20 protein-coding genes are annotated in these 23,143 nt (G+C 60.0%); 18 read left to right on the top strand and 2 right to left on the bottom strand.

The window, feature by feature from the left end:
* Nucleotides 1–70: 70 nt before the first annotated feature.
* Nucleotides 71–1,258: an ABC transporter ATP-binding protein gene (locus tag KCQ76_RS03710; RefSeq protein WP_046202701.1), complete on the top strand. Its 1,188-nt coding sequence runs from the start codon at nt 71–73 to the stop codon at nt 1,256–1,258.
* A 69-nt stretch (nt 1,259–1,327) separates the two neighbouring features.
* Here the strand turns inward: KCQ76_RS03710 and KCQ76_RS03705 are convergent, their stop codons facing one another.
* Entirely contained in the window at nt 1,328–1,804 is a 477-nt protein-coding gene (locus KCQ76_RS03705; RefSeq protein ID WP_012732267.1) for an inorganic diphosphatase, read from the bottom strand.
* Between the two features lie 152 nt (nt 1,805–1,956).
* Here KCQ76_RS03705 and dacB point away from each other — a divergent pair, with 152 nt between their 5' ends.
* From dacB to KCQ76_RS03620, 17 genes are all read left to right on the top strand, one after another.
* A complete protein-coding gene (dacB, locus tag KCQ76_RS03700; RefSeq protein WP_231725346.1) occupies nt 1,957–3,510 on the top strand; it encodes a D-alanyl-D-alanine carboxypeptidase/D-alanyl-D-alanine endopeptidase in 1,554 nt (517 codons plus the stop codon).
* A gap of 9 nt (nt 3,511–3,519) precedes the next feature.
* Nucleotides 3,520–4,680 (top strand): tRNA lysidine(34) synthetase TilS, encoded by a 1,161-nt coding sequence (gene tilS / locus KCQ76_RS03695; protein WP_052722156.1) that lies wholly within the window; start codon nt 3,520–3,522, stop codon nt 4,678–4,680.
* An 88-nt stretch (nt 4,681–4,768) separates the two neighbouring features.
* Nucleotides 4,769–5,356: a hypoxanthine phosphoribosyltransferase gene (gene hpt / locus KCQ76_RS03690; protein WP_012732264.1), complete on the top strand. Its 588-nt coding sequence runs from the start codon at nt 4,769–4,771 to the stop codon at nt 5,354–5,356.
* A gap of 227 nt (nt 5,357–5,583) precedes the next feature.
* Nucleotides 5,584–8,313 (top strand): ATP-dependent zinc metalloprotease FtsH, encoded by a 2,730-nt coding sequence (gene ftsH, locus KCQ76_RS03685; RefSeq protein ID WP_046202700.1) that lies wholly within the window; start codon nt 5,584–5,586, stop codon nt 8,311–8,313.
* Nucleotides 8,313–8,879 carry a GTP cyclohydrolase I FolE gene (gene folE / locus KCQ76_RS03680; RefSeq protein WP_046202699.1) on the top strand — a complete coding sequence of 189 codons (567 nt, stop codon included), beginning with the start codon at nt 8,313–8,315 and terminating at the stop codon, nt 8,877–8,879. Before ftsH ends, folE begins: the two co-directional genes overlap by 1 nt.
* A gap of 60 nt (nt 8,880–8,939) precedes the next feature.
* Nucleotides 8,940–9,845 carry a dihydropteroate synthase gene (gene folP, locus KCQ76_RS03675; protein WP_046202698.1) on the top strand — a complete coding sequence of 302 codons (906 nt, stop codon included), beginning with the start codon at nt 8,940–8,942 and terminating at the stop codon, nt 9,843–9,845.
* Nucleotides 9,838–10,707, top strand: coding sequence for a dihydroneopterin aldolase (folB, locus tag KCQ76_RS11150; RefSeq protein ID WP_046202697.1), 870 nt, complete (start codon nt 9,838–9,840; stop codon nt 10,705–10,707). Before folP ends, folB begins: the two co-directional genes overlap by 8 nt.
* Nucleotides 10,704–11,192: a DUF3180 domain-containing protein gene (locus KCQ76_RS03665; protein WP_046202696.1), complete on the top strand. Its 489-nt coding sequence runs from the start codon at nt 10,704–10,706 to the stop codon at nt 11,190–11,192. Before folB ends, KCQ76_RS03665 begins: the two co-directional genes overlap by 4 nt.
* A complete protein-coding gene (locus tag KCQ76_RS03660) occupies nt 11,189–12,895 on the top strand; it encodes a DUF6779 domain-containing protein (protein WP_052722158.1) in 1,707 nt (568 codons plus the stop codon). The genes KCQ76_RS03665 and KCQ76_RS03660 overlap by 4 nt, the downstream gene beginning before the upstream one ends.
* A gap of 9 nt (nt 12,896–12,904) precedes the next feature.
* A complete protein-coding gene (gene panC / locus KCQ76_RS03655; protein WP_046202695.1) occupies nt 12,905–13,825 on the top strand; it encodes a pantoate--beta-alanine ligase in 921 nt (306 codons plus the stop codon).
* A 77-nt stretch (nt 13,826–13,902) separates the two neighbouring features.
* Nucleotides 13,903–15,513, top strand: a complete 1,611-nt coding sequence (gene lysS / locus KCQ76_RS03650; RefSeq protein ID WP_046202694.1) for a lysine--tRNA ligase — start codon at nt 13,903–13,905, stop codon at nt 15,511–15,513.
* Between the two features lie 260 nt (nt 15,514–15,773).
* Nucleotides 15,774–17,288: an acyl-CoA dehydrogenase family protein gene (locus KCQ76_RS03645; RefSeq protein WP_231725345.1), complete on the top strand. Its 1,515-nt coding sequence runs from the start codon at nt 15,774–15,776 to the stop codon at nt 17,286–17,288.
* A 127-nt stretch (nt 17,289–17,415) separates the two neighbouring features.
* A complete protein-coding gene (locus KCQ76_RS03640) occupies nt 17,416–18,624 on the top strand; it encodes an acyl-CoA dehydrogenase family protein (RefSeq protein WP_046202693.1) in 1,209 nt (402 codons plus the stop codon).
* Between the two features lie 298 nt (nt 18,625–18,922).
* Nucleotides 18,923–19,432 (top strand): hypothetical protein, encoded by a 510-nt coding sequence (locus KCQ76_RS03635; RefSeq protein ID WP_046202692.1) that lies wholly within the window; start codon nt 18,923–18,925, stop codon nt 19,430–19,432.
* A gap of 200 nt (nt 19,433–19,632) precedes the next feature.
* A complete protein-coding gene (locus KCQ76_RS03630; protein WP_046202691.1) occupies nt 19,633–20,019 on the top strand; it encodes a DUF1304 domain-containing protein in 387 nt (128 codons plus the stop codon).
* Between the two features lie 159 nt (nt 20,020–20,178).
* Nucleotides 20,179–21,036: a bifunctional methylenetetrahydrofolate dehydrogenase/methenyltetrahydrofolate cyclohydrolase gene (locus KCQ76_RS03625; protein ID WP_046205100.1), complete on the top strand. Its 858-nt coding sequence runs from the start codon at nt 20,179–20,181 to the stop codon at nt 21,034–21,036.
* Nucleotides 21,033–21,425, top strand: a complete 393-nt coding sequence (locus KCQ76_RS03620) for a DUF3017 domain-containing protein (RefSeq protein WP_052722159.1) — start codon at nt 21,033–21,035, stop codon at nt 21,423–21,425. Before KCQ76_RS03625 ends, KCQ76_RS03620 begins: the two co-directional genes overlap by 4 nt.
* A gap of 47 nt (nt 21,426–21,472) precedes the next feature.
* On the opposite strand, the gene KCQ76_RS03615 is transcribed toward KCQ76_RS03620, so the two are convergent.
* The gene (locus tag KCQ76_RS03615; protein ID WP_231725343.1) at nt 21,473–23,086 is read right to left on the bottom strand and encodes a cellulase family glycosylhydrolase; all 1,614 of its coding nucleotides are present in this window, start codon (nt 23,084–23,086) and stop codon (nt 21,473–21,475) included.
* Nucleotides 23,087–23,143 lie beyond the last annotated feature (57 nt).

The raw sequence follows: 23,143 nt of genomic DNA, 5'->3' as shown, positions 1-23,143 counted from the left end.
GCTTTCAGTCATCACCCTGTTGACCACGTAATTGTTCATAGAACGTAGCTGCAAAAGAAAGAGCACAAGAATGGCGTCGATACGTTTTAATAATGTCTCCCGGATCTATGGCGACCGTAAAGCCGTCGATAATCTGAACTTAGAAATCGCGGATGGTGAATTTTTAGTTGTTGTGGGGCCATCCGGCTGCGGCAAGTCGACGAGTTTGCGGATGCTCGCGGGCCTGGAACCTGCTGATGAGGGATCCATTTTTATTGGCGACAGGGACGCGACGGGTGTGCCCCCGCGCGAGCGCGACGTGGCGATGGTGTTTCAGAATTACGCGCTGTATCCCAACATGACGGTTGAGGGGAATATGAGCTTTGCTCTTCGCAACCGTGGGATGGGGAAGAAGGAGACGCGGCGGCGTGTCCATGAGGCAGCGGCGATGCTGGAGCTCACCGATCTGCTGGACCGCAAACCTGCAGCGCTGTCGGGCGGGCAGCGGCAACGTGTCGCGATGGGCCGGGCGATCGTCCGGGACCCCGCGGTGTTCTGCATGGATGAACCGCTATCCAACCTCGATGCGAAACTTCGAGTCTCGACGCGGTCACAGATCCTGTCTTTGCAGAAAAAGCTGCGGACAACCACCGTGTATGTGACGCACGACCAGGTTGAAGCGATGACCATGGGCGACCGCGTGGCCGTGCTGAAGGACGGCGTGCTGCAGCAGGTTGACTCGCCTCGCGATGTTTATCAGAATCCGGCAAACACGTTTGTAGCGTCGTTTATTGGATCGCCAACGATGGGCCTGTTCACCATTGACGGTGGGCCGATTATGGGTGTGCGCCCGGAGGACTGGGAGGTTCTATCGGTGGCATCCGGGGGCAACGCGGAATCGACGACAGGGGAGGAAAACGTGCAGGGTGTGGGCGTGGAGAATGATGCGCCGGTGCTCGACCTCACTGTCACGCACATTGAGGAGCTCGGGGCGCAATCATTTGCCTATGGCACGCCGACGGGCTCACGAGGGTCCCAAGGTGGCGTCCAGATCAATCCCATGACGGGTCGGGACGCCCTCGCCGTGCTTCTCCCGCGAGATAGTGTCGCGGGGAGTGGCCGGAACCACGTCACGTCGGACGTCGTTCATAATAACGGCCAGGTCACGGCTACCGATGTGGCCGTCGGGTCCGTGATCACTGTCTGCGCAACACGAACCCACTACTTCGACCCAGACACGGGCAACCGAATTAATCCCCCCGCTGGCTCTGCACGTTAATAAGGCCCCAACGAAGCCCCGGTTTACTAACCCCCCAGGGAGCCCCCCGATGCGAAAGAAAGGACGCTATTAGTCCTCGTAGCGATCCTTAGCTTCCTGCAGGATGCGCTCGGCCTCTGCCTTATCGCCCCAGCCAGAGCCACTGACTTCCTTGTTCGGCTCCAGGTCCTTGTAGTGGACGAAGAAGTGCTCCACCTCGTCCTTAATGTGATCCTCAACGTCGTTGATGTCTTGGTACCGCTCGTAGCGGACATCGTCGATGACGCAGAGCAGCTTGTCGTCGCCACCTGCTTCGTCGGTCATCTTGAACACACCGACCGGGCGGGCCTCGACGATCACGCCGGGGAATACCGGCTCAGGAAGAATGACCAGCGCGTCGAGCGGATCGCCATCCTCACCGAGCGTGTGATCAATAAAGCCGTAGTCGGCGGGGTAAGCCATGGGGGTGAAGAGGTACCGATCCAGGTAGACCTTGCCCGTTTCGTGATCGACTTCGTACTTGTTGCGTGAACCCTTCGGGATTTCGATCGTTACTTCAATACTCATAGGTCCTACTGTACTGAACCGCCGCACAACCGGGGGTGCCACGCTGGAGAACTGGCACATTTCTGCCTTTCCCTACCTTTCCTCTGCCGCGCATCGGGCCGGAAGGTGAAGTGTTCCGCGTTGTGTCCGGGGTCTCCGCTAAACTCACCACCGTGAAAAAAGGTAAGAAGAACTCTGGTGGGTCGACGGCCGTTCGTACTGGCTCTTTTCGACGTTCCGCTGTCTCTTCTGTCCTCACCGTGCTCACCATCATCGTGGTGGCGGCGGTGATCGTTGGGGCTGTGGTCATGTACCAGCAGCGCAACGCATATACATCCGCCAACCCGGCGGGGCCCGCTGATAGTGGCGTCTCCGTGTCCGGGCCGAACGCGGACGCTCCCATTCCCGACTTTACGAAAGCCCTCCAGGGGCCGGCATCCAATGGTGCTTTGGGCCAGTTGGCTGGCCAGGTTACCGACGCGTCCACCGGGAAGACATTGTGGGAGAAGAATTCGTCCACCGCGATGGTTCCGGCGTCGTCAACAAAAATGATGACGACGGCGGCTGCGTTGTTAACTCTTGGCCCGAAGGATCGAGTTCGCACGGTGGTGAAACGTGGCACGAAGCCCGGGCAGATCGTGCTGGTTGGCGGCGGTGACGTGACGCTCGCTGCGTCGAAAGACAACGCGTTTTATACCAATGCGCCCACGATCCAGGACTTGGCGAGCCAAGTGAAGAAGAACATGGGCAGCCAGCCGGTGACGAGCGTGGTCGTCGATAATTCGCGTGCCGGCCAGGGCGATACCTTTAATTCGACGTGGAGCCGCGGGGATATCTCTGGCGGCAATGTGACCTCCGTGGACTCCGTTATGCTCAACGGGGGACGGCAGGATCCCAGCGACGCCGATTCTCCGCGAACGGACAATCCGGCGTTGGCTGCCGGACAAGCACTGGCTAATGCCGTGGGGCTCTCTAGCAGCGGTTCCGACGACGGTAACGGCGCTGACAATGGTGGCGATTCTGGCGACTCTGGTGCAGCCGGTGATGAGTCTGGCAACTCGGGCGGAGGAGACGACAACTCCCAGGGAGTGTCCGTGTCTAAGAAATCTGTGGATACCGAGGATGGCGAACTCGGCGCTGTGGAATCCGCCCCGCTAGACATCAGGATCCACGACATGCTCGTGAATTCCGACAACATGGAAGCTGAGGCGATCGGCCGAGAAATCGCGAAGAAAGAAGGCAAGCCCTTGACCTTCGAGGGCGCGACGTCCGCGACGAAAGAAGTCCTCTCCCAGCACGGTTTCCCCCTCGAGAGCGTGGTCCTCAAAGACAATTCGGGAATGAGCCCGGATAACCGCATTACCCCGCGCCTTCTCGACCGCATCATGGTGAAAGCCTCATCCCCCGTAGCCAACGAAGGCGATTCCGATTCGTCCTCGGCAGATAGCCAAAGCCATGATCTCCGCCCCATTCTCGACGGCCTGCCGGTCGCCGGCGGTAACGGGACCCTGGCCGGCCGGTTCAACCCCGGTTCATCATCAGGGCCCGGAGCAGGATGGGTTCGGGCGAAAACAGGAACCCTGGACGGAGTCTCCGCACTAGTCGGAACGGTGATGAACCAGCAAGGTCGCGTCTTGACCTTCGCGTTTATGTCCAATGGCTCCGATATTGAGCCTGCCCGTTCCGCCTTGGATGATCTTGCGTCCGCGCTGAGGATGTCGTCATAGGAAACGGCCGTGACGAATACCGCCATGAAACCGAACCACAGCGTGAACCACACCGGCGAACCCACGCCGTCTTATTCGTCACCCTCAACCAAACCCGGGCCCCATGTGTTGCGCATCCGCCATGCGCTCGAAGCGTGGCACACAACCTGGAGTTCCCAGTTGGCAGCGACCGAGCAATCTGAGGCCGATGAAATGGGTTTTTCATGCCTCATTGGATGTTCCGGTGGTGCTGATTCCTTATCTTTAGTGGGTTGTGCGGTCAAGCAAGGCTGGGGAGTCCACGCTGTAGTTATCGACCACGGACTCCAAGCGGGTTCCGCCGACGTAGCAACGCGAGCCGCGCACGTGTGCCAAGCCCTAGGTGCGAGTTCTCAGGTGGTAAAAGTGAGCCCTCGCGAGGCCACCGAAGCAGCTGCACGAGAAGAACGCTACCGCGCCTTAGGTCAGGTAGCGCACGCTCGTGGTGGTCTTCCCGTTCTTGTGGCGCACACTGGCGATGACCAGGCAGAATCCTTATTCCTTGGGCTGGCGCGAGGTGCCGGACTGGGAAGCATCGCCGGAATGCCACCAATTCTCTTCCACCATCCCGTCGTCGACGCCGGAGCCATGGCGCTCGGACGCCCGTTGCTTTCTGCCCGCCGAGACAACACCATCGGAGCGTGCGCGGAACTAGGCATCACACCGTGGCACGATCCCACCAATACGTCCGGGGATAACCTCCGATCGCGGGTCCGCACGCAGCTCATCCCGCGGATTCGCTCCGTCCTGGGGGAGGGCGCCGTCGAAAATGCCATTGCCACCGCGGCCATGACCCGCACCGACGACGACTACCTGGCACAGCAGGCATCTGACGCCCTCAAAGAGTGTGAGCGCCACGGTTCCTCTATAGGTAACTCCGGCAGTCCCGATAGCACCGGTCTGGACATCGCCGCATATCTACGTCAACCGCAAGCTTTGCGCGGAAGGATTATTAAACAGTGGCTGCATCATCGCGCCGGGCCGCTGACCAGGGCACACGTGACCGCGATCGATGCGCTGGCCACACAATGGCATGGGCAGGGGGGAGTCGCCATTCCCTGGTCGCGCACGCCCGCCCCGCCAGGGCGCTTGCTCGTCGTTCGTCGTCACGATGAACTACAGCTGACCGCGGAGGCTACGGGTGACCGTTAATGTTCAGCGGAAATTGCCAGACGGGCGCCTATAAGCGACCATATATTTACGGACCACACAGACAACAACGCCACATGATCGAGAGCTAATGATGCAATCCCATCAACCCGTCCCCGTCCCCGAACACGGCTATGGCGACGATGTTGACCACGTCCTCATCACCGAAGAGCAACTCCATAACCGCATCGCAGAGATGGCCGATCGCCTCTCCGAAACCTACGCCGATGAGGACGACGACCTCATCCTGGTGTGTGTGCTCAAAGGCGCGGTGTACTTCATCACCGACATTTCCCGGCAGATGAGCATCCCGACGCAGCTAGAGTTCATGGCTGTCTCGTCCTACGGCAATGCCACCAGCTCGTCGGGTGTCGTGCGCATTCTGAAAGACCTCGACCGTGACATCCACGGGCGCAATGTCGTCATCATTGAGGACGTCATTGACTCCGGGTTGACGCTGCACTGGCTCATCAAGAACTTGAAGAGCCGGAAGCCCAACTCGCTGCGCATTGTCACGCTCCTCCGCAAACCCGAGGCCATCAAAGTGGACATTGATCTCTTCGACGTCGGCTTTGATATCCCCAACGAGTTCGTCGTCGGATATGGGTTGGATTATGCCGAGCGCTATCGTGACATCCCGTGGGTAGGGACGTTGAAACCCCAGGTCTACGAGAAGTAGCCCAGGACAAACACACACGGACAACTGAACACGACGATGCCGACGCCGGAGGAAGCGGCACCCGGAGGACGTTGAGGCCAGAGCAGGCGAGCGGCGGACGAATCCGCGCTGTTCGCGCACAGCGAACGCCCGTCTGGCCGACGTGTCCTAGGGTTCGACTACCCTGGTAGCAATCGCCACCGTACCTGCGACGACAGGTATTCATATTTTTCCCAATGAGAGGTTCCATGGACCGCAAGAAAGTCATGCGCATAGCGACGGTCATCGCTATCATCATGCTCGGGATTTTCGCTTTCTCGGTGTTCTCTAGCTCGACGCGCGGGTATCAAGATGTCGATACCTCCGTCGCCCTGAAGCAGCTCAAAGACAGCAACGTCAAAAAAGCCCAGATTAACGACAGGGAGCAACAGCTCCAGCTAGACCTGAAGAAGAAAATTGACGAGGGCGACCACAAGGACGTCGACAAAGTCATAGCGAAATACCCGGCCAGGACGTCGGATCAGGTTTTCGATGCGGTTCAGAAATCCAATCCTGAGAGCTACACAACCAAGGTGACGCAGGATTCATGGCTGGGCCAGATGTTCGCCGTCCTCGGTCCCATGATCCTCTTCTTCCTGCTGATCATGTTCTTCTTCTCCCGCATGCAGGGCGGATCCGGCATGGGCGGCATGTTCGGCTTCGGTAAATCCAAGGCCAAAGAACTGACCAAAGACATGCCGAAAACCAACTTCGGCGACGTCGCCGGTGAAGAAGAAGCCGTCGAGGAGCTCACCGAAATCCGTGACTTCCTCCAAGGGCCGGAACGGTATGAACGGCTCGGTGCGAAAATCCCGCGCGGCGTTCTGCTCTACGGACCTCCCGGTACCGGTAAAACCCTGCTGGCGCGCGCAGTCGCAGGTGAAGCCGGCGTACCTTTCTATTCCATCTCTGGTTCAGACTTCGTTGAAATGTTCGTCGGTGTGGGTGCATCCCGCGTTCGTGACCTGTTCACACAGGCCAAAGAAAACTCGCCATGCATTATCTTTATCGACGAGATCGACGCCGTTGGGCGTCAGCGTGGCTCGGGAATGGGCGGTGGCCACGACGAGCGCGAGCAAACACTGAACCAGTTGCTGGTCGAAATGGATGGCTTTGGTGACCGCCAAGGTGTCATCCTGATCGCTGCAACGAACCGGCCGGACATTCTGGACCCCGCGCTGCTTCGCCCGGGGCGTTTTGACCGGCAGATTCCGGTGACTAACCCTGATTTGGCAGGTCGTGAGCAGATTCTCCGTGTTCACGCTAAGAACAAGCCCTTGGGTCCGGATGTAGACCTCAACTCGTTGGCTAAGCGAACCGCCGGTATGTCCGGTGCGGACCTGGCCAATGTGCTGAACGAAGCAGCGCTGCTCACCGCGCGTGTGAACGGCAACATCATCACCGCCGACGCGCTCGAAGAAGCGACCGACCGTGTTGTTGGTGGACCGCGTCGAAGCTCGAAGATTATCTCCGAGCACGAGAAGAAAGTCACCGCCTATCACGAAGGTGGGCACACGCTTGCTGCATGGGCGATGAAAGACATCGAACGCGTGTACAAGGTGACCATTCTGGCCCGTGGACGCACAGGTGGCCACGCCATGACTGCCAGCGAAGACGACAAGGAAATGTACAACCGAGCAGAGCTTTTCGCGCGGTTAGTCTTCGCCATGGGCGGCAGGTCCGGTGAAGAGCTCATTTTCGGTAACCCGACGACGGGGGCCTCCGCGGATATCGAGCAGGCCACGAAGATCGCCCGCGCAATGGTGACCGAATACGGCATGAGCCCCGACCTCGGCGCTGTTAAATACGGCGAGGAACAAGGCGACCCGTTCTCCGGACGGGGAAGTGGCGGAAAGTTGGAGTACTCCGACGATGTCGCTGCGACCATCGACAAACAGGTGCGCTACCTCATTGAGAAAGCCCACGACGAGGCCTACGCGATTTTGAAAGAAAACCGCGAGACCTTCGACCTCTTGGCCCAGAAGTTGCTGGAGAAAGAAACTCTGCGACGCCCTGACCTCGAAGCGATCTTTACGAATGTGAAACCGCGCGAGCGGCTGGAAATCTTCACCAACGAAGACGTCCTCCACCCGAAGGATGACAAGGATCCTGTCAAGACCCCCGTGGAATTAGCGCGCGAACGCGGCGAAGAGCCACCCAAGCGGCACGATTTTTTGGAGGCCTCTCGTCAGGCACGGCGTGAACGTGAATCTGCTGCCAACCAGGCAAATGCCCAGTCGGTAAATGCTGGAGGTGCTAATAACGCAGTGGGTGCTGGCCAACAAGGATCGGCGCAGCAGGGGCCTGGTGCGCAGGGCTCCGACGTCCGAGGCTGGTCGGCGAACGATGCCACGACTGGTGCGAATGGCAACTCCAACGCTGGATATGAAGGCCAAACGACGGTCATACCTCGCAATAATGGATCGTCGAATTACGGTAGCTACCCAGCCGGAACACCAACGAACCAGCAGACGCCGGGGTCGACCAACGACGACGGCACACCCGTCTACGGTGGAACCCCACCGCCCGCCGGATGGACCGCGCCGGGATGGCCACCGTCGGACCGAGCCCCCCGGTACTCGGAATCAGGTGAGTCCCAGACTCCTGGTGCTCATCAGGCAGGTGCCCGCCACTCTGCTGAGAACCGCGAAACCACAGCAGGACAAGTAGGCCAGCACCCAGGGATGCAGAACTACGGCGTCGGCCAACCAAGTGAACCCGCTGATAATGGGCTCCACGGTTTCCGATTCCCGGAGAATGAGCGCCCCGACCACCCGTGGGACGATGGACGCCACAGCACTGGGGAGCAGAACGCGAGTGGACAGCACTCGGATGCGCCGAGCGATAGCGGATACAACCACGATGCGTCTGGCGATAAATGGTCCGATCACAACGGTTCCTTCGAGCAGGGCAACCGCCGTGAAGACGGTGACCACTAATGGCCGTCGACCATGAACGGGCGCGGGCAGCCGTCCGCGACCTGTTAATCGCCGTGGGGGAAGACCCCGATCGCGAAGGACTCGTCGACACACCCGAGCGCGTCGCACGAGCCTACGAAGAAATTTTCGCCGGCCTCCACCAGGACCCGTCGGAAGTTCTCACCAAGACCTTCAACGAAGATCACCGCGAACTCGTGCTCGTTCGGGACATTCCCGTGTACTCGACCTGCGAACACCACCTGGTCCCGTTCTACGGGAAAGCCCACATCGGGTACATCCCGGGGAAATCGGGGAAAGTCACCGGGCTCTCGAAGCTGGCCCGGCTGGTTGACCTCTACGCCAAACGACCACAAGTGCAAGAACGCCTGACCAAGCAGGTCGCGGACGCCATGGTGAAGCGCCTCCAACCGCAGGCGGTCATCGTCGTCATCGAATGTGAACACCTGTGCATGGCCATGCGTGGCATCCGCAAACCCGGGGCGACAACCACCACGTCCGCGGTTCGTGGAGGGTTCCAAACAAACCCCGCCAGCCGCGCCGAAGTACTCAGCCTCATCCGCGGCTAACCTCGCCAACGTCGGAGCACACACGCAACACAACAGACGGAAGGAGCCATAACAAACATCATGGATGCACCGCGCACACACGTGATGGGTGTCCTTAACATCACCGACGACTCCTTCTCCGACGGTGGTCAATGGCTTCCCACCGACCTCACACGCCCCGACATCGCCGTTACCCACGCCCGCGACATGATCCGCGACGGAGCCACCATCATCGACATCGGCGGCGAATCCACCCGCCCCGGTGCTGTTCGCGTCACCGAACAGACCGAACTCCAGCGCGTGATCCCCGTCGTCGAAGCCCTCGCGGATGACGACGTCATGCTCTCTGTCGACACCATGCGCGCCGCCGTCGCCCAGAAAGCCGTCCAAGCAGGGGCGACACTCATCAATGACGTATCCGGGGGGCTCGCCGACCCGGACATGATCCGCGTTGCTGCCGACACCGGCGCCTACCTGTGCCTCATGCACTGGGAAACCGACCGCTTCGGCGACGCCGACTCCCACAACGCAGCCGGAGCCAACCAAGGAGCCGACCACGGCCCGCAGTTCGTCCGACGCGTCGTCGAGTTCCTCCGCCAACGCGCTACCTTTGCCAGCGAGCACGGCGTCGACAAGAAAAAAATCATCATCGACCCCGGAATTGGGTTCGCCAAATCGGCGCTCGGCAACTGGTCGCTGTTGCACGGCCTCGACCAACTCACCGAGCTCGGATACCCTGTGCTCATCGGAGTTTCCCGAAAACGTTTTCTGACCAGCCTCATCGCCGGATCCGATGGCATCCCCACCGCTCCCGCCGACGCCGACGCAGCCACCTCAGCCGTCAGCGCACTGGCCGCCAGCCACGGGGCATGGGCCGTCCGCGTACACAACGTGCGCCCCAACGTGGACGCCGTCAAAGTCGCCCAGGCCTGGGCCACGGCCCACGGACCCGACGTACCCCAAGGATGGAGAGCACGACGTGGCTGACCGAATAGAACTCACAGGCGTCGAGGTATATGGACACCACGGGGTCTTCCCGCACGAAAAACGCGATGGCCAGCGCTTTCTCACCGACGTCACCGTGTGGACCGACTTCCGACAGGCCGCCGCCACCGACGACCTCACGCACACGATCAGCTACGCCGACATTGCCGACCTCATCCAGACCACCGTCGGCGGGCCCAGCCGCGACCTCATCGAAACCGTCGCCAGCGAGATCGCCGACACACTCATCCTCAACGACCGCGTCCACGCCGTCGAAGTCACCATCCACAAACCCGACGCGCCCATCCCGCACCCCTTCGCCGACGTCGCCGTCGTCGCACGTCGAAGCCGAAAAGACCTCCGCCACGTTGTCCTATCCTTCGGCTCCAACATCACTGCCGACGGGATCACGCCACGCCAACGAGTAGAACGTGCCATGCACTGGTTTGGGGCTAGTGCGGACTACCGCCTCATCGCCACGTCCTCGCTGTACGCGACACCTGCCTGGGGCGGCGTCGAGCAGGACGACTTCATGAACTCCGTCGCCGTCGTCGAAACTATGAAAACACCCCACGACATTCTCGACGACGCGCACGAACTCGAACGCGACGCGCACCGCACGCGCGATATTCACTGGGGGCCGAGAACCCTCGATATTGATCTCATCACCAGTATCAACAACGGATCTGAAGAACACTACGACACCGACAACCTCACGCTTCCGCACCCGTGGGCGCACCAACGTGCCTTCGTGCTCAAGCCGTGGTTGGAAGTGGAACCCCACGCTCGGATAGGGCGACAGAGCATTGCGGCCCTGTTGGACAGCCTGGATTCCCGCGAGGTAGAAGAGGTGAAACCGCAATGACCTCCACCAAGCCCACCTACCTTGTGGCCACCGCGCTCATCGTCGGCTTCGGCGCGTTCATGCTGATCTGGCGCTTTTATGGCTCCATCCCGGGGTTCAATCTGACGCTCCCGGTCATCCTGATCGTCCTCGCGGTCATCTGCACTATCGCGGGGTTCATCATCAGAAAGCGCATCGCGGATAACGAAGTCGGGCAAGACCGGTCACAAATACACCCGCTCACCATCGCCCGATGCTTCGTCATGGGAACGTCCACAGCGTGGTTTGGGTCCATTTGCGCAGGATCGTACGCGGGTATCGCCGTCTACCTCTGGATCAATTACAGCCGGCTGATCGCCGCTCGGGAGGATACCCCAGCCGTGGTCGTCGGACTTATTGCCGCCATTCTCGTTGCTGCATCAGGTTTATGGCTGGAGCGGTGTTGTGGGGCACCCCCACCAAACGATGAAGATACGCAGTCTAGCAATGTAGTGTGGAGTTCATGACCGGCCCACAGCAATCCCACGATGGTTACGACAGCTCCAACAACCAGGGACACTATGACGACCAGTCGCCTGACTATCGCGACGATTACCCGCCCGCCAACACAGGCGGTAGCGGCAAGTTTTCCTTCGCGGCCATCGTCGTCATGCTGGTCTTTGCCGTTGTTGCGACGATCCTCATGCTCTTTACGGACAGCGAAACATGGACAAAAATCGCTGTTCTCTGCGCCCTCTGGGCCGCCATCGTCGGTTGCATTGCTGTAGCGCGGCTGCGGAAACAGGTGGATAACCAGCAGCGGGACACCGACAACCTTGAGCGCCTGCACCAGACGGAGCTCGAGCGAGAACTGGCCACCCACCGCGAGCAAGAACTCATCCTGGAGCAGAACTACTACGACTCGCTCCAGGAACAAGAGCAGAACACGCTGGCCGATATTCGCGCGGAGCTCACCGTGCTTCGGGAAAACCTGTCCGCCATGATGGGCACCGATCTGGACACCGAGCGCACGGCCCTCAAAGCCGAGGCACAGCGCATTCTGGAATTGGAACGCGACAGCAAAGATTCATCATCGATGACGGAAGCGCGCACGAGCGGGTCAACGTCACGGACGTCCTCTGTGCCGGCGTCGTCACACGCGCCATCGGGTAAGCGTGGGCAGAACCGTGGTGGAGCTGGGCAAACGCAGGGTGCAAGGAAGACATCGGGTGCTGGGAACACGGCGGCCGACCAGCCGGGACGGGCGAACCAGGCCTCGTCTCGATCACGCGCTGCCGATTCGACCTCCACCCAGCAGGGTGATAATTCCCTGCGCACGGGTTCATTTAATGCAGTGAAGTGGACCGCACAGCCATCGCGCCGTTCAGGCTCTGGATACTCTGCGGATCAGACCACCGTGTTGCCCTCGGTGGAGAAGAAATCGAACCCGCAGGCTCAGCGGTCGACCGGGTACGGGACATCGCAGCAGCGGGCATCTCAGCCTTCACAGCAGCGGACCCAGCAGTCTCGGCCGCAGCAACAACAGCAGGCTCAACAGCAGCCCACGCGGCAGGCAACCCAACAGCAGTTTGACCGTGCGGCCCAGAACAACCAACGGTCAGCGACACAGGGAAGCGCGGTGTACCGCGGCGCGGACCGTGACAACTCGCAATTCTTTGCATTCGGCGCGGGTTCGTCGCCAGCATCGTCGGCCCAGCCTGCATCCGGATCATCACAGCCACAGGCGTCTCGAACGGAATCGACACCATATATCGGTTCTCACCGTGGGCCTAACCCGAACGCTAATTCCAAACAAAACCGGAGCACCGCACAAAGCAGTAGCACCACGGGCGGATCTCGTCGGAGCACAGATCCCGACACAGGTTCCTTCGCTGCTTTCGGTTCAGGCCGTTCCTCTGCACCATCCTATGACCGAACCCACGCCCCAACAACGGGCGGTTTCCGGGCGCAATCACCCAGCTCAGGGCCCACACCTGCATCCGGCAGCCAATCCAGCGGCCACTCTTCGCATGAAGGCATGTTCACGGGGAGCCAGAGTTATGGGTCGTCGGCAAGCTCGTCGAACACTTCCGACCCACGAGGCCGTCATGAAGGTCCACAGGACTCATCGTCGGGCGGCCGTCGGCGTCGGGCCGACAACGGAGACTCAAGCCAGAACGTCACCGTCGCATCCCTACTTGAACAGCTGAAGAAGAATAGCGAGAAGTAATAACCCACCATGTCCACATTGACCAATCCCGGGTTTGCGGCCGGTGAGCTGCGTGTTCATGATTCCGCTGAGACATTTGCGGCAACAACGAGGGCGTTGCGTAAAACAGGGAAGCGTATTGTTCTTGTCCCCACCATGGGAGCCCTGCACGCGGGCCACCGTGCTCTCCTCCGCGCAGCGCATAGGCTCCCCGGGGCCGTGGTGGCGTCGTCGATTTTCGTGAATCCGGCTCAGTTCGATAACCCCGATGACTTCGAAAAATACCCCGTGACGCTGCAGCGTGACCTGGATATCTTCCGTGAGGAAGGTGTGTCCCTAGCGTTCACGCCCAAGGCTGAGGACATGTACCCTCACGGGACGCGGACGATGATCCACCCCGGTTCCGTCGCCGAGGGGCTCGAGGGGGACCGTGATGGCCACTTTGTTGGTGTGGCCACGGTGGTCTCTAAATTGCTCAACCTATCCCACGCCACGGACATCATTATGGGGGAGAAGGATTATCAGCAGTTGGTGATCATCCAGCAGCTGGTGACCGACCTCAACATGGAGGTCATGGTGCATGGGGTGCCGATAGTGCGGGAACACGATGGGCTGGCACTCTCGTCACGTAACGTGCGCCTGGGCCCGGAGGCTCGCGTCACCGCGACAGCGATCTCGGCCGCGATGACCGCAGCGTTATACAAAGCGAAAGATGGTGCTCACGCTGTCGAGGCGGAAGCGCGGCGGGTTATGGAGGGCGAAGGCGTTGATGTGCTTTACGCCGTCGTCCGCGGGAAAGATTTGGGGCCGGCTCCCGAGAACGGGGAGGGGCGTCTGCTCGTCGCTGCGAAAGTCGGAGGCGTGCGGTTGATCGATAACACCGGCGTCATGTTGGGGGAGCTTCCCGCCGACAGCCCCGACACAGCCGACGACAGCACCGTCGCCCGCTAAGCCCACCGTCGCCCACTACTACCGCTAGGGACGGCCCACCGGTTGCCTGTGAGGCAAGGTCAGCTACTCTTTATCGCGTGAGTAAAGCGACGAAAAACCAGGATGTCCCAGAGCAAGTTAAAGTTCGCAAGGCAAAAAGGGAGCGGTTGCTCTCCGAGGGCACTGCGCCGTACCCAGTCGACGTCGAGCGCACCCACACGCTGAAACAAATTCGCGACGCCTTCGTCGTCGATGAGGACAAAGCGGGGACCACCGAACAACGTGCCGACGGCACCGTTCGTCGTTATTTAGGTATCGGTGATGAAACGGACACTGAGGTGGCCGTGGCCGGGCGCGTGATTTTCATGCGCAACACCGGCAAACTGTGTTTCGCCACGCTGCAAGAGGGGGATGGGACGCAGCTGCAGGCAATGCTGTCACTCGCCGAGGTCGGGGAGGACGCCCTCAAGCGCTGGAAGTCCGACGTCGATATGGGCGACTTCGTGTCCATTCGTGGCCGTGTGGTCTCGTCGCGCCGCGGCGAGCTGTCGGTGTTCGCGTCGACGTGGACGCTGGCGTCGAAGGCGCTGCGCCCCCTGCCCGTGTCCTTCGCCGATATGAATGAGGACACCCGCATCCGCTACCGCTACACCGACTTGATTATGCGTGACGACGCCCGCCGCATGATGATTACCCGCGTGACCGTGGTGCGTGCCGTGCGTGAATACCTCCAGGGCCTGGGTTTCCTCGAGGTCGAGACTCCCATGTTGCAGACGCTGCATGGTGGCGCGGCCGCGCGTCCGTTTGTGACGCATTCCAACGCTTTGGATATGGATCTTTACCTGCGCATTGCGCCGGAGCTGTACCTGAAGCGCTGCGTCGTCGGCGGTATTGAGAAGGTTTTCGAGGTTAACAGGAATTTCCGGAACGAAGGGATCGACTCCTCCCACAGCCCCGAGTTCGCCATGTTGGAAACCTACCAGGCCTACGCGACCTATGACGACAACGCTGCCTCGACGCAGGGCCTGATCCAGCACTGCGCGCGCGCCGTCAACAAGCTGGTTCACGACAACTGGGACCCGGAGCAGGACCCGGACTCGCTGGTTGTCACTCTTGCCGACGGTTCCACCTACGATTTTGGTGGCGAGTGGCCGAAGCTCGACATGTACGACAGCTTGAACGAGGCTTTGCAGCGCAAGTTCCCCGGCCAGCCCGAGGTGACCATTCATTCGACCGTCGACGAATTAAAGGCGATCGCGAGGACGATTGGTGTGGAACCGGGCACCGGATGGGGCCACGGGAAATTCGTCGAGGAAATCTGGGAGGAGCTGTGCGCTGACCAACTGGATGGGCCGGTGTTCGTCCGCAACTTCCCGGTCGAGACGTCCCCGTTGACGCGCGATCACCGGTCGAAGCCCGGTGTGACCGAAAAGTGGGATCTGTACGTCCGCGGTTTTGAGTTGGCGACGGGCTATTCCGAGTTGATCGACCCCGTGATCCAGCGTCAGCGCTTTGAGGACCAGGCGCGTTTAGCGGCCGGTGGCGATGACGAAGCCATGGTCCTGGACGAGGACTTCCTCCAGGCGATGGAACAGGGCATGCCCCCGACGGCGGGAACCGGAATGGGTATTGACCGGTTGCTGATGGCATTAACCGGGTTGGGGATTCGGGAAACCGTGTTGTTCCCCTTGGTGAAACCGGAGCGGTAAGAGCCGGAGCGGCAATCCGCGTGTCGTAATCTGCGAACCGTAGACCGTACGCGGTAACTAGCGTGCCGTGGCCCTGGGTGAGTACTCACCTGGGGCTTTTCTCGTGAGCTCGCTTTCAGTGGGGCCCTGATCGTGGCTTTGCCGGTTTTCTTTCGTAATTGTGATACCGATCACGCGCTTGTGCGTTATGCTTATGTAAGCTTCCTGGCAATGCATCGTCGACCGGTGCGTGGCCGACACGAACGACCGAAAGGCCTTTAATGTCTTCAACGAATGAACGCGACAATGGCTCTGGCTCCGCGGCAGGCGCCCGCGACAACGCTGCAAAATCCCGCGGCAAGAACTCTGACGGCAACGACTCAACCGTCGGGAAAAATAGCATTAAGCGGGACGCGATGGGCACGGCGATGCGCCTGTTGACGCGAGTCACCGGCTCCGATTTCGCCGCGAAGTATGGCCTCAATGAACGCATCGACCGCATTGCCTATGAGTCGACGAAGACAGGCATGAAGTCTCTCGGCGCGGCAACCCGCGAATTTAAGCGGGTCACCAGCGGGCAGTCCCCGATTCGCCTCCCCTTCCTCGGGCTGGGGGACGATAAGAAGATTGGCGACGAAAAACCCGACGCCGAGGCCGAGGAAAAGGCTGCGGAATCCAAGAAGATCGTGTGGGACCTCACGCCCGATGAGGACCAGGAGATGATCGTCGAGACGATCAAGGATTTCGCTGAGAAGCGCATTAGCCCCGCGGCCCACGATGCCGACGAAGCGGCGGCCGTCTCTGAGGACCTCCGCAAAGAGGCTCTTGGCCTGGGCATTTCGATGGTGAACGTTCCGGAGGAATTCGAGGGAATCGCTACCGGGTCCAATCTCACGACGAATTTCCTCGTCACGGAGGCGCTAGCCCACGCCGATCCGGGCATTGCCCTCTCCGTGATGGCCCCGGCCGGTGTCGCCGCGACCTTGACCGCGTACGGCTCGGACGAGCAGCAGCGCACGTATTTGCCGGCGTTCGCGGGCGAGGATATTCCGATCTCCGCGGTGTCCGTCGCCGAGCCTCAGCCGCTGTTCGATCCTTTCTCCTTGTCGACGACTGCTCGCCGCGAGGGCGATGACGTGGTGATCGAGGGCGTCAAGGCCTTGGTTCCCGACGCTGGTAACTGCGAACTATTCGTCGTCGCCACCATGCTTGACGACGCTCCGACGCTGGTCATCGTCGAATCCGATGCTGATGGCGTCGTGATTGAGCCCGATCCGAGCATGGGATTGCGCGCGGCAGGACTGGGCCGGCTGCTCTTGAACGACGTGCGCGTTCCCGCGTCGAACGTTCTTGGTGGGGCGGATCGTTCTGCCGAGGACAGGGAGAGCGACTACCGGAACATTATTCGACGGTCCCGGTTGGGCTGGGCCGCGTTGGCTGTGGGGGCATGTTCGGCGGTGCTGGACTATGTGAAGCCGTACGTCAACGAGCGTCAGGCGTTTGGTGAGCCGATTTCTCACCGTCAGGCGGTGGCGTTCGCGGTGGCGAATATCCGCATTGAACTCGATGGCATGCGTTTGGTCGCGCTGCGTGGTTGCTCCCGCGCGGACCAGGGGCTCACGTTCCACCGCGAGGCCGCTCTGGCCCGTGACTTGGCGGCTGAGAAGGGCATGGCGATCGGGTCAGACGGAGTCCAGTTGCTGGGTGGTCATGGTTATACCAAGGAGCATCCCGTGGAGCGGTGGTACAGGGATCTGCGTGCAATCGGCGTCGCTGAAGGAACGATCGTTCTGTAAACGGCTAGCCAGAACCCGCGTGAGCTGGCACTTGGCCCGCGATGCACGCACACATGAACACGATGTTGTTAACCGAATAAAACCCACAGCGTTAAACGCTCTTATGTGACCCCGGAGGGACACAATCATGATTAACCTAGAACTTCCTGGCTTCTTGAAGAAGAGTGCGAACCCTGGCCATCAGGCGGCCGCCGAAATCTTCCGACCCATTTCCCGTAAGTACGACCTCGCCGAGCACGAGCGCCCCGTCGAACTCGACACCATGGCCAGCATGGTGGAAGGTATGGCCGACGCTGGCCGCGGTATGGCAGGCGCGTCGGGTGGTCGCGGCGATAAGAAGAAAAAGTCCGACGGCATCCGCAATGGCGGAAATATGGCCGCGGTGCTGAACGTGTTGGAGCTGTGCTGGGGCGATGTGGCCCTCACGCTATCCATCCCGTACCAGGGCCTCGGAAACTCCGCCATCGCGGCCGTTGCAACGGATGAGCAGTTGGAGCGCATCGGCAAGGTGTGGGCGTCGATGGCCATCACCGAGCCTGGTTTTGGTTCGGATTCCGCTGCCGTGTCAACAACAGCAACTCTCGACGGCGACGAGTACGTCATTAACGGTGAAAAGATCTTCGTGACGGCCGGTGAGCGCTCCGACCACGTCGTCGTGTGGGCGAGTGTGGATAAGTCCAAAGGTCGGGCGGCTATCAAGTCGTTCGTCGTTCCGAAGTCAGCCGACGGCTTCACAGTGGAACGCTTGGAGCACAAGTTAGGTATTAAGGCGTCGGACACTGCGGTATTGCGCCTGGATAATGTGCGCGTACCGAAGGAAAACCTGTTGGGTTCGCCAGAGGTGAGCACGAAGAAGGGCTTTGCCGGTGCAATGGCGACGTTCGATAACACGCGCCCGCTGGTGGCGGCGATGGCTATCGGGTGTGCTCGTGGCGCGTTGGAAAAGCTCCGCGAGGTGCTGGAAGATGCTGGTGAGGTCATTGATTATGACAAGCCCAAGTATGCTCAGTCAGCCGCGGTCGCGGAATACCTCGATTTGGAGAGCGACTGGGAATCCGCGTACTTGTTGACGTTGCGTGCGGCGTGGATGGCGGATAATAAGAAGCCCAACACCAAGGAAGCGTCGATTGCGAAGGCGAAGGCGGGGCGTGTCGGCACGCATATCACCCTCAAGGCTGTGGAACTGGCTGGACCGTGGGGCTACTCTGAACGCGAGCTTCTGGAAAAGTGGGCGCGCGATTCTAAGATCCTGGACATCTTCGAGGGAACGCAGCAGATCCAGCAGTTGGTTGTTGCTCGCCGTGAGCTGGGGCTGAGCTCTAAAGAACTGAAGTAGCGGGTTGAAGTCGACGGGCAACGTCATACCCAAACCACGCTAGGGCCTTCTTGACAGTGGGCGCGGGGGACGCCCACTCAGGAACAGTACGAGGTATGTTCCATTGGCCGGCTAGTCTTAAAATCACGGGACAGTCCAGTGAGGGGACTAGCTAAAAAAGGGGGGTGCGGGACAAATGGCCACAATTCAACCAGTTGTCTTCCGTTGCTACGAAAACCAGGATCCGCAGTGGGAAGCCTATGGAGTTAGCTAGTCCGCGTACGGTTCGGGTAACACTCTCGTCGAAGCGCGTAATGATGTGAAATCCGCTCTTGCGCTGCTACGCGACGTCTCACAAGATTCGATTGAGCTTGAAGAGTTTCACGAACGCTGTGTGCGTGCGGCTGACGACGCATATCCAGACATATGGGTACGCACGCGACAAGACCGCAATGGAAACAAGATGCTAACCCGTCGCCATATCGTTGATGCAGTTAAAAATGAACTAATCACGCATCCCGAGTATGTTCATACTTTCGATAATGGGTACGCCTCAACAGGGGATATTATCGCTGTTGTCGCACTCCCGGACAATATGCTCAGCGATGTTCTCAATCAGATTGGCACCGTGGACCGCGTCTACCTCTGTATGCCAGTTGGAGACAATATTCAATGGCAGACGGTTTTCACAACAGAAGCAGGAGATAAGCCGATGGGCGCGACGCCAATTGCAAACCTTCCACTCAGGGATTCAGCGACTGTTGCCGATTTTATGAAGGCTACCGGCGCTATGACAGATCGCGCAGCGAATTACCTAGTAGCCGCGTAACAACCCTCGGACTAGTTTCTTCGACGCACCTCCTCACGGTCACGGAGAAGGGCGTCCTCATACTTAGTTGGTCACCGTGTTTATGGTGAGTGGCTCAGCGTGAGACTTGTTTGTGTTAGTGGGGTTGTTGGTGTGTATGACGACCGCCCTGTCACATCTGCAGACACGTTAGCTAGGGACGTTAAGTAGAGTATCCACTCATGATCTTCTTAGGTGCAGTTGTTGCTGCTCTTGCGGCCCTCCTCCACGTGTTCATCTTTTATTTAGAGTCGGTGGCGTGGACTCATTCTCGCGCGCGATCAGTATTCGGGATGAGTGAAGACGAAGCAGTATCCACAAAAGAACTAGCGTTTAACCAGGGTTTTTATAACCTCTTTCTCGCCCTCGAGGTGTTCGTGGCCCTCGGTTTCTTGGTCGCCGGAGCGACGGCCGTCGGCGGTGCTTTAGCCCTCGCAGGGGTGGGGTCGATGCTCGCAGCGGCGCTTGTGTTGTGGGTGTGGTCGCCCGACAATCGCAGTGCAGCCGTCAAGCAGGGGTCACTCCCTCTGCTGGCCGTCATTCTCATCACTATCGGACTCTGCGCGTAGCAAAAGTGCTGTAGCACTGCAGGTAACTCGTGAGCGCTGCGGAAAACTAGAGCGCCTACGTCGTACCCGTAATTTTCACCCGGAAAATCCCATAAAGAAGCCAGAAAAATCCATAAAGAACCCGGAAGCGAGAATAAGCGGGTTCGTTATACTGTCGGCATGGCTTCTTCGCTTGATGGACGTTTGTACCGCTCGGAGATCATCGAGGATCTCACCCGTCGTGTCGCAGCGTTAAAAGATGCTGGTTACCAGCCGGGTTTAGGCACAGTACTGGTTGGTGATGATCCCGGCAGCCAAGCGTACGTCCGCATGAAGCACAAGGACTGCGAGCAGATCGGCATCCGTTCCATTCGTAAGGACCTCCCGTCGGATATTTCCCAGGAGGACCTATCGGCTGTTATCGATGAGCTCAATGCCGACGACACCTGCACCGGCTATATTGTGCAGCTCCCGTTGCCGAAGCATCTGGATGAGAACGTCGTGTTGGAGCAGATTGACCCGGAGAAAGACGCCGATGGCCTGCATCCGGTGAACTTAGGGAAGCTGGTGCTGAATGAGCCGGCCCCGCTGCCCTGTACACCCAATGGCTGCATTCATTTGTTACGACGTTTCGGTGTGGAACTCAATGGCGCGAAAGTCGTCATCATCGGCAGGGGGATTACGGTCGGCCGACCGCTCGGGTTGATGTTGACCCGTCGAAGTGAGAACAGCACGGTGACCCTGTGCCACACGGGGACAAAGGATGTGGCGGCCGAGACTCGCGCGGCCGACGTCGTTATTGCCGCAGCCGGTAAACCACACATGCTCACCGCTGACATGATTAAGCCCGGTGCGGCCGTCTTGGATGTGGGTGTTTCTCGTGTCGACGGCAAGCTGACGGGCGACGTCGCGCCCGATGTGTGGGACAAAGCAGCGTGGGTGAGCCCGAACCCCGGGGGCGTCGGGCCCATGACGCGTTCATTCCTGATGGCGAACGTGGTGGAACGCGGTGAGCGTTTGGCGGGGATAGCTAAATGAGCGGCGCAGGGAAGACACCCATTCCCGACGCATACGTGAAGTGGGGGGACCATCTGCGGGGGACCACGTCACAGAAGTCGATGCTGTCGAACCCACACGACGGGGATTTCGTCTCTCGCATCCCGTTGATGTACCAGCGTATCGCGGTGGCCCTATTTGTGGTCGGAATGTCTGTTGCCGCGCTCTTTGTCGCGTTCGAGCACTGGCGTCGGGGGTCGTTCGTGATGGGGGCCAGCATGGTGTGGCTGGCCATCGCCCGGGCGACGTGCGATTCGGAAACGCTCGGCGTTCTCTCCGTCCGCTCTCGTCGCTTTGATGTTGCGTTTTGTTTCGGAGTGGGCCTGGTGGTGCTGTACTTAGCCGTGTCGATGGACGCGATGGCCGGGTAGGCCGGCCAGGTCATCTAGACCCGCCGTGCCCGTTGACCTCGCACCGTCTATTTCGGCGCGATCGTGATCCGCACGTTCTTGTCGTGCGCCGTGACATGCACTGTCGTGCCGTCCTTGGCGACCTCCGCCGTTCCACCTTCAACATTGATGCTGAACCCATTGGGGTAGTTCACGGTAGGAACGACGATCTCGCTGGTGATGTCGCTATCGAACGTTCCCTTGCCGTCCACGCGGTCCGTCGTCCAGCTGGCGGTATAGGTTTTTGCCTTCGGATCCCAGTTTGTCGACGTCGGAGTTCCCGCAGCAGCACGCAGGTGCGGCGCCGCAACAATGGCGAGCTTGTCCTTGTTGACAGCGTCGGCAGTGACGGGTCCACCAACGGTGGGATCAGCGACGATGCCTTGTTCTTTCTGGTTCTGGGTGGTCGGATCGTCACATCCGCAGTAGGACCAGTATTGCCATCCGGTGAGGTGCTGGCGGGCCAGGTTCGTGACGCCGAGCAGAGTGTCAGCGTCGTCGGTCGCGCCGAATTCGGAGAGCAGCGTTGCCGAATTGTTAGCCGCGGATACGTTGTCGGCATTGTTGAAGGTGATGCCGTCGGGGATGGTGCATCCCGTGTAGGTGCCAGCGATGGCATTGGTGGGGCAGTACACGTGCCAGCTGAGCGCGGTTCCCGCAGATGCCGGGACTCGCGGCGCGGTCGGCCGAGTGTTGAACCCCATATTCCACATGGAGTACGGCTCGTAGTGAACGATTGCCTGGGGGTCCACCGAGGTGATGGAATCGGCGGCCTTTTGGTGCAACGCGTCGAGGTGCTGGGTGGCCGCCCCACAATCACCGAGGGCGAGGTAGCATAAGGGGTACGCGCTGCCGGGCCACGGCTCATTCATAATGTCGTACCCCATCATGCCTGGTAGTGAGCCCATTTTTTCAGCGACGTGCTTCCACATGGCGGCGTAGCGGTCTTGCAGGCCAACGCCCCCGGGGCCGGGCTTGTTCGTCAAAAAGTTGTCATAGGCGCGGATCAGGCCGATATTGACCGCTTGGTTAGTCGGGAAGCCGACTTTCAGAAGGCTCGGCAGGCCGTCGTCGATAACCGCCCAGTCAGGGGCGAATTCGCCTTCGAACTTCTCGTTGTACATGTCCTGGTGGGCGTCGATCAGCGTCATGATGCCGCGTTTGCCCAGCATCTTGACGGTGTTCGCGATGGAGTCTAGGTATGCGTCGTCGTACTGTCCCGGTTCGGGCTCGACAGCTTTCCAAATGATGCCCAGGCGGACGGAGTCAAAACCTTCCTTGGCAAGCCAGTCGGCGTCGTCCTCGTTGAAGCCACCGGCTTCGGCGGTGTACGGCGGGTGTTTGTACACCATGTTGACGCCTTGGGTGAGGACCGCGCGGCCGCTGCCGTCGGTGTACCATTTTCCACTTTGCCCGATGTGCCCTCGTGCGGTGATGGAGGCCGGTTCCTGTTGGCTTCCGGCGAGTGCTGTGCGTGGTATCAGAGTCATTGCCGACGCCACCAGCACGGCGGCTGCGACGATGGCGAAGAGTGCGCGACTATGTGTTGCCGCCAACCCGCGGGTACGTGTTGCAAACGATGCGCGGTGTGGCGCGGGGGAGCTGCTCGGGCGGGGGAGTGCGCCCGGGGAATGAGTTTTCATAGTTGTTATCGTACTGTGCGCGTGTATGTTTCGGTGCACCAGAATGTGGGTAGTGGA

This window comes from Corynebacterium parakroppenstedtii (genome assembly GCF_019754935.1).
In the GTDB taxonomy this organism is placed as follows: domain Bacteria; phylum Actinomycetota; class Actinomycetes; order Mycobacteriales; family Mycobacteriaceae; genus Corynebacterium; species Corynebacterium parakroppenstedtii.
The sequence above is the reverse complement of the archived record's forward strand: the minus strand, read 5'-3'. Positions and strand labels throughout refer to the sequence as shown.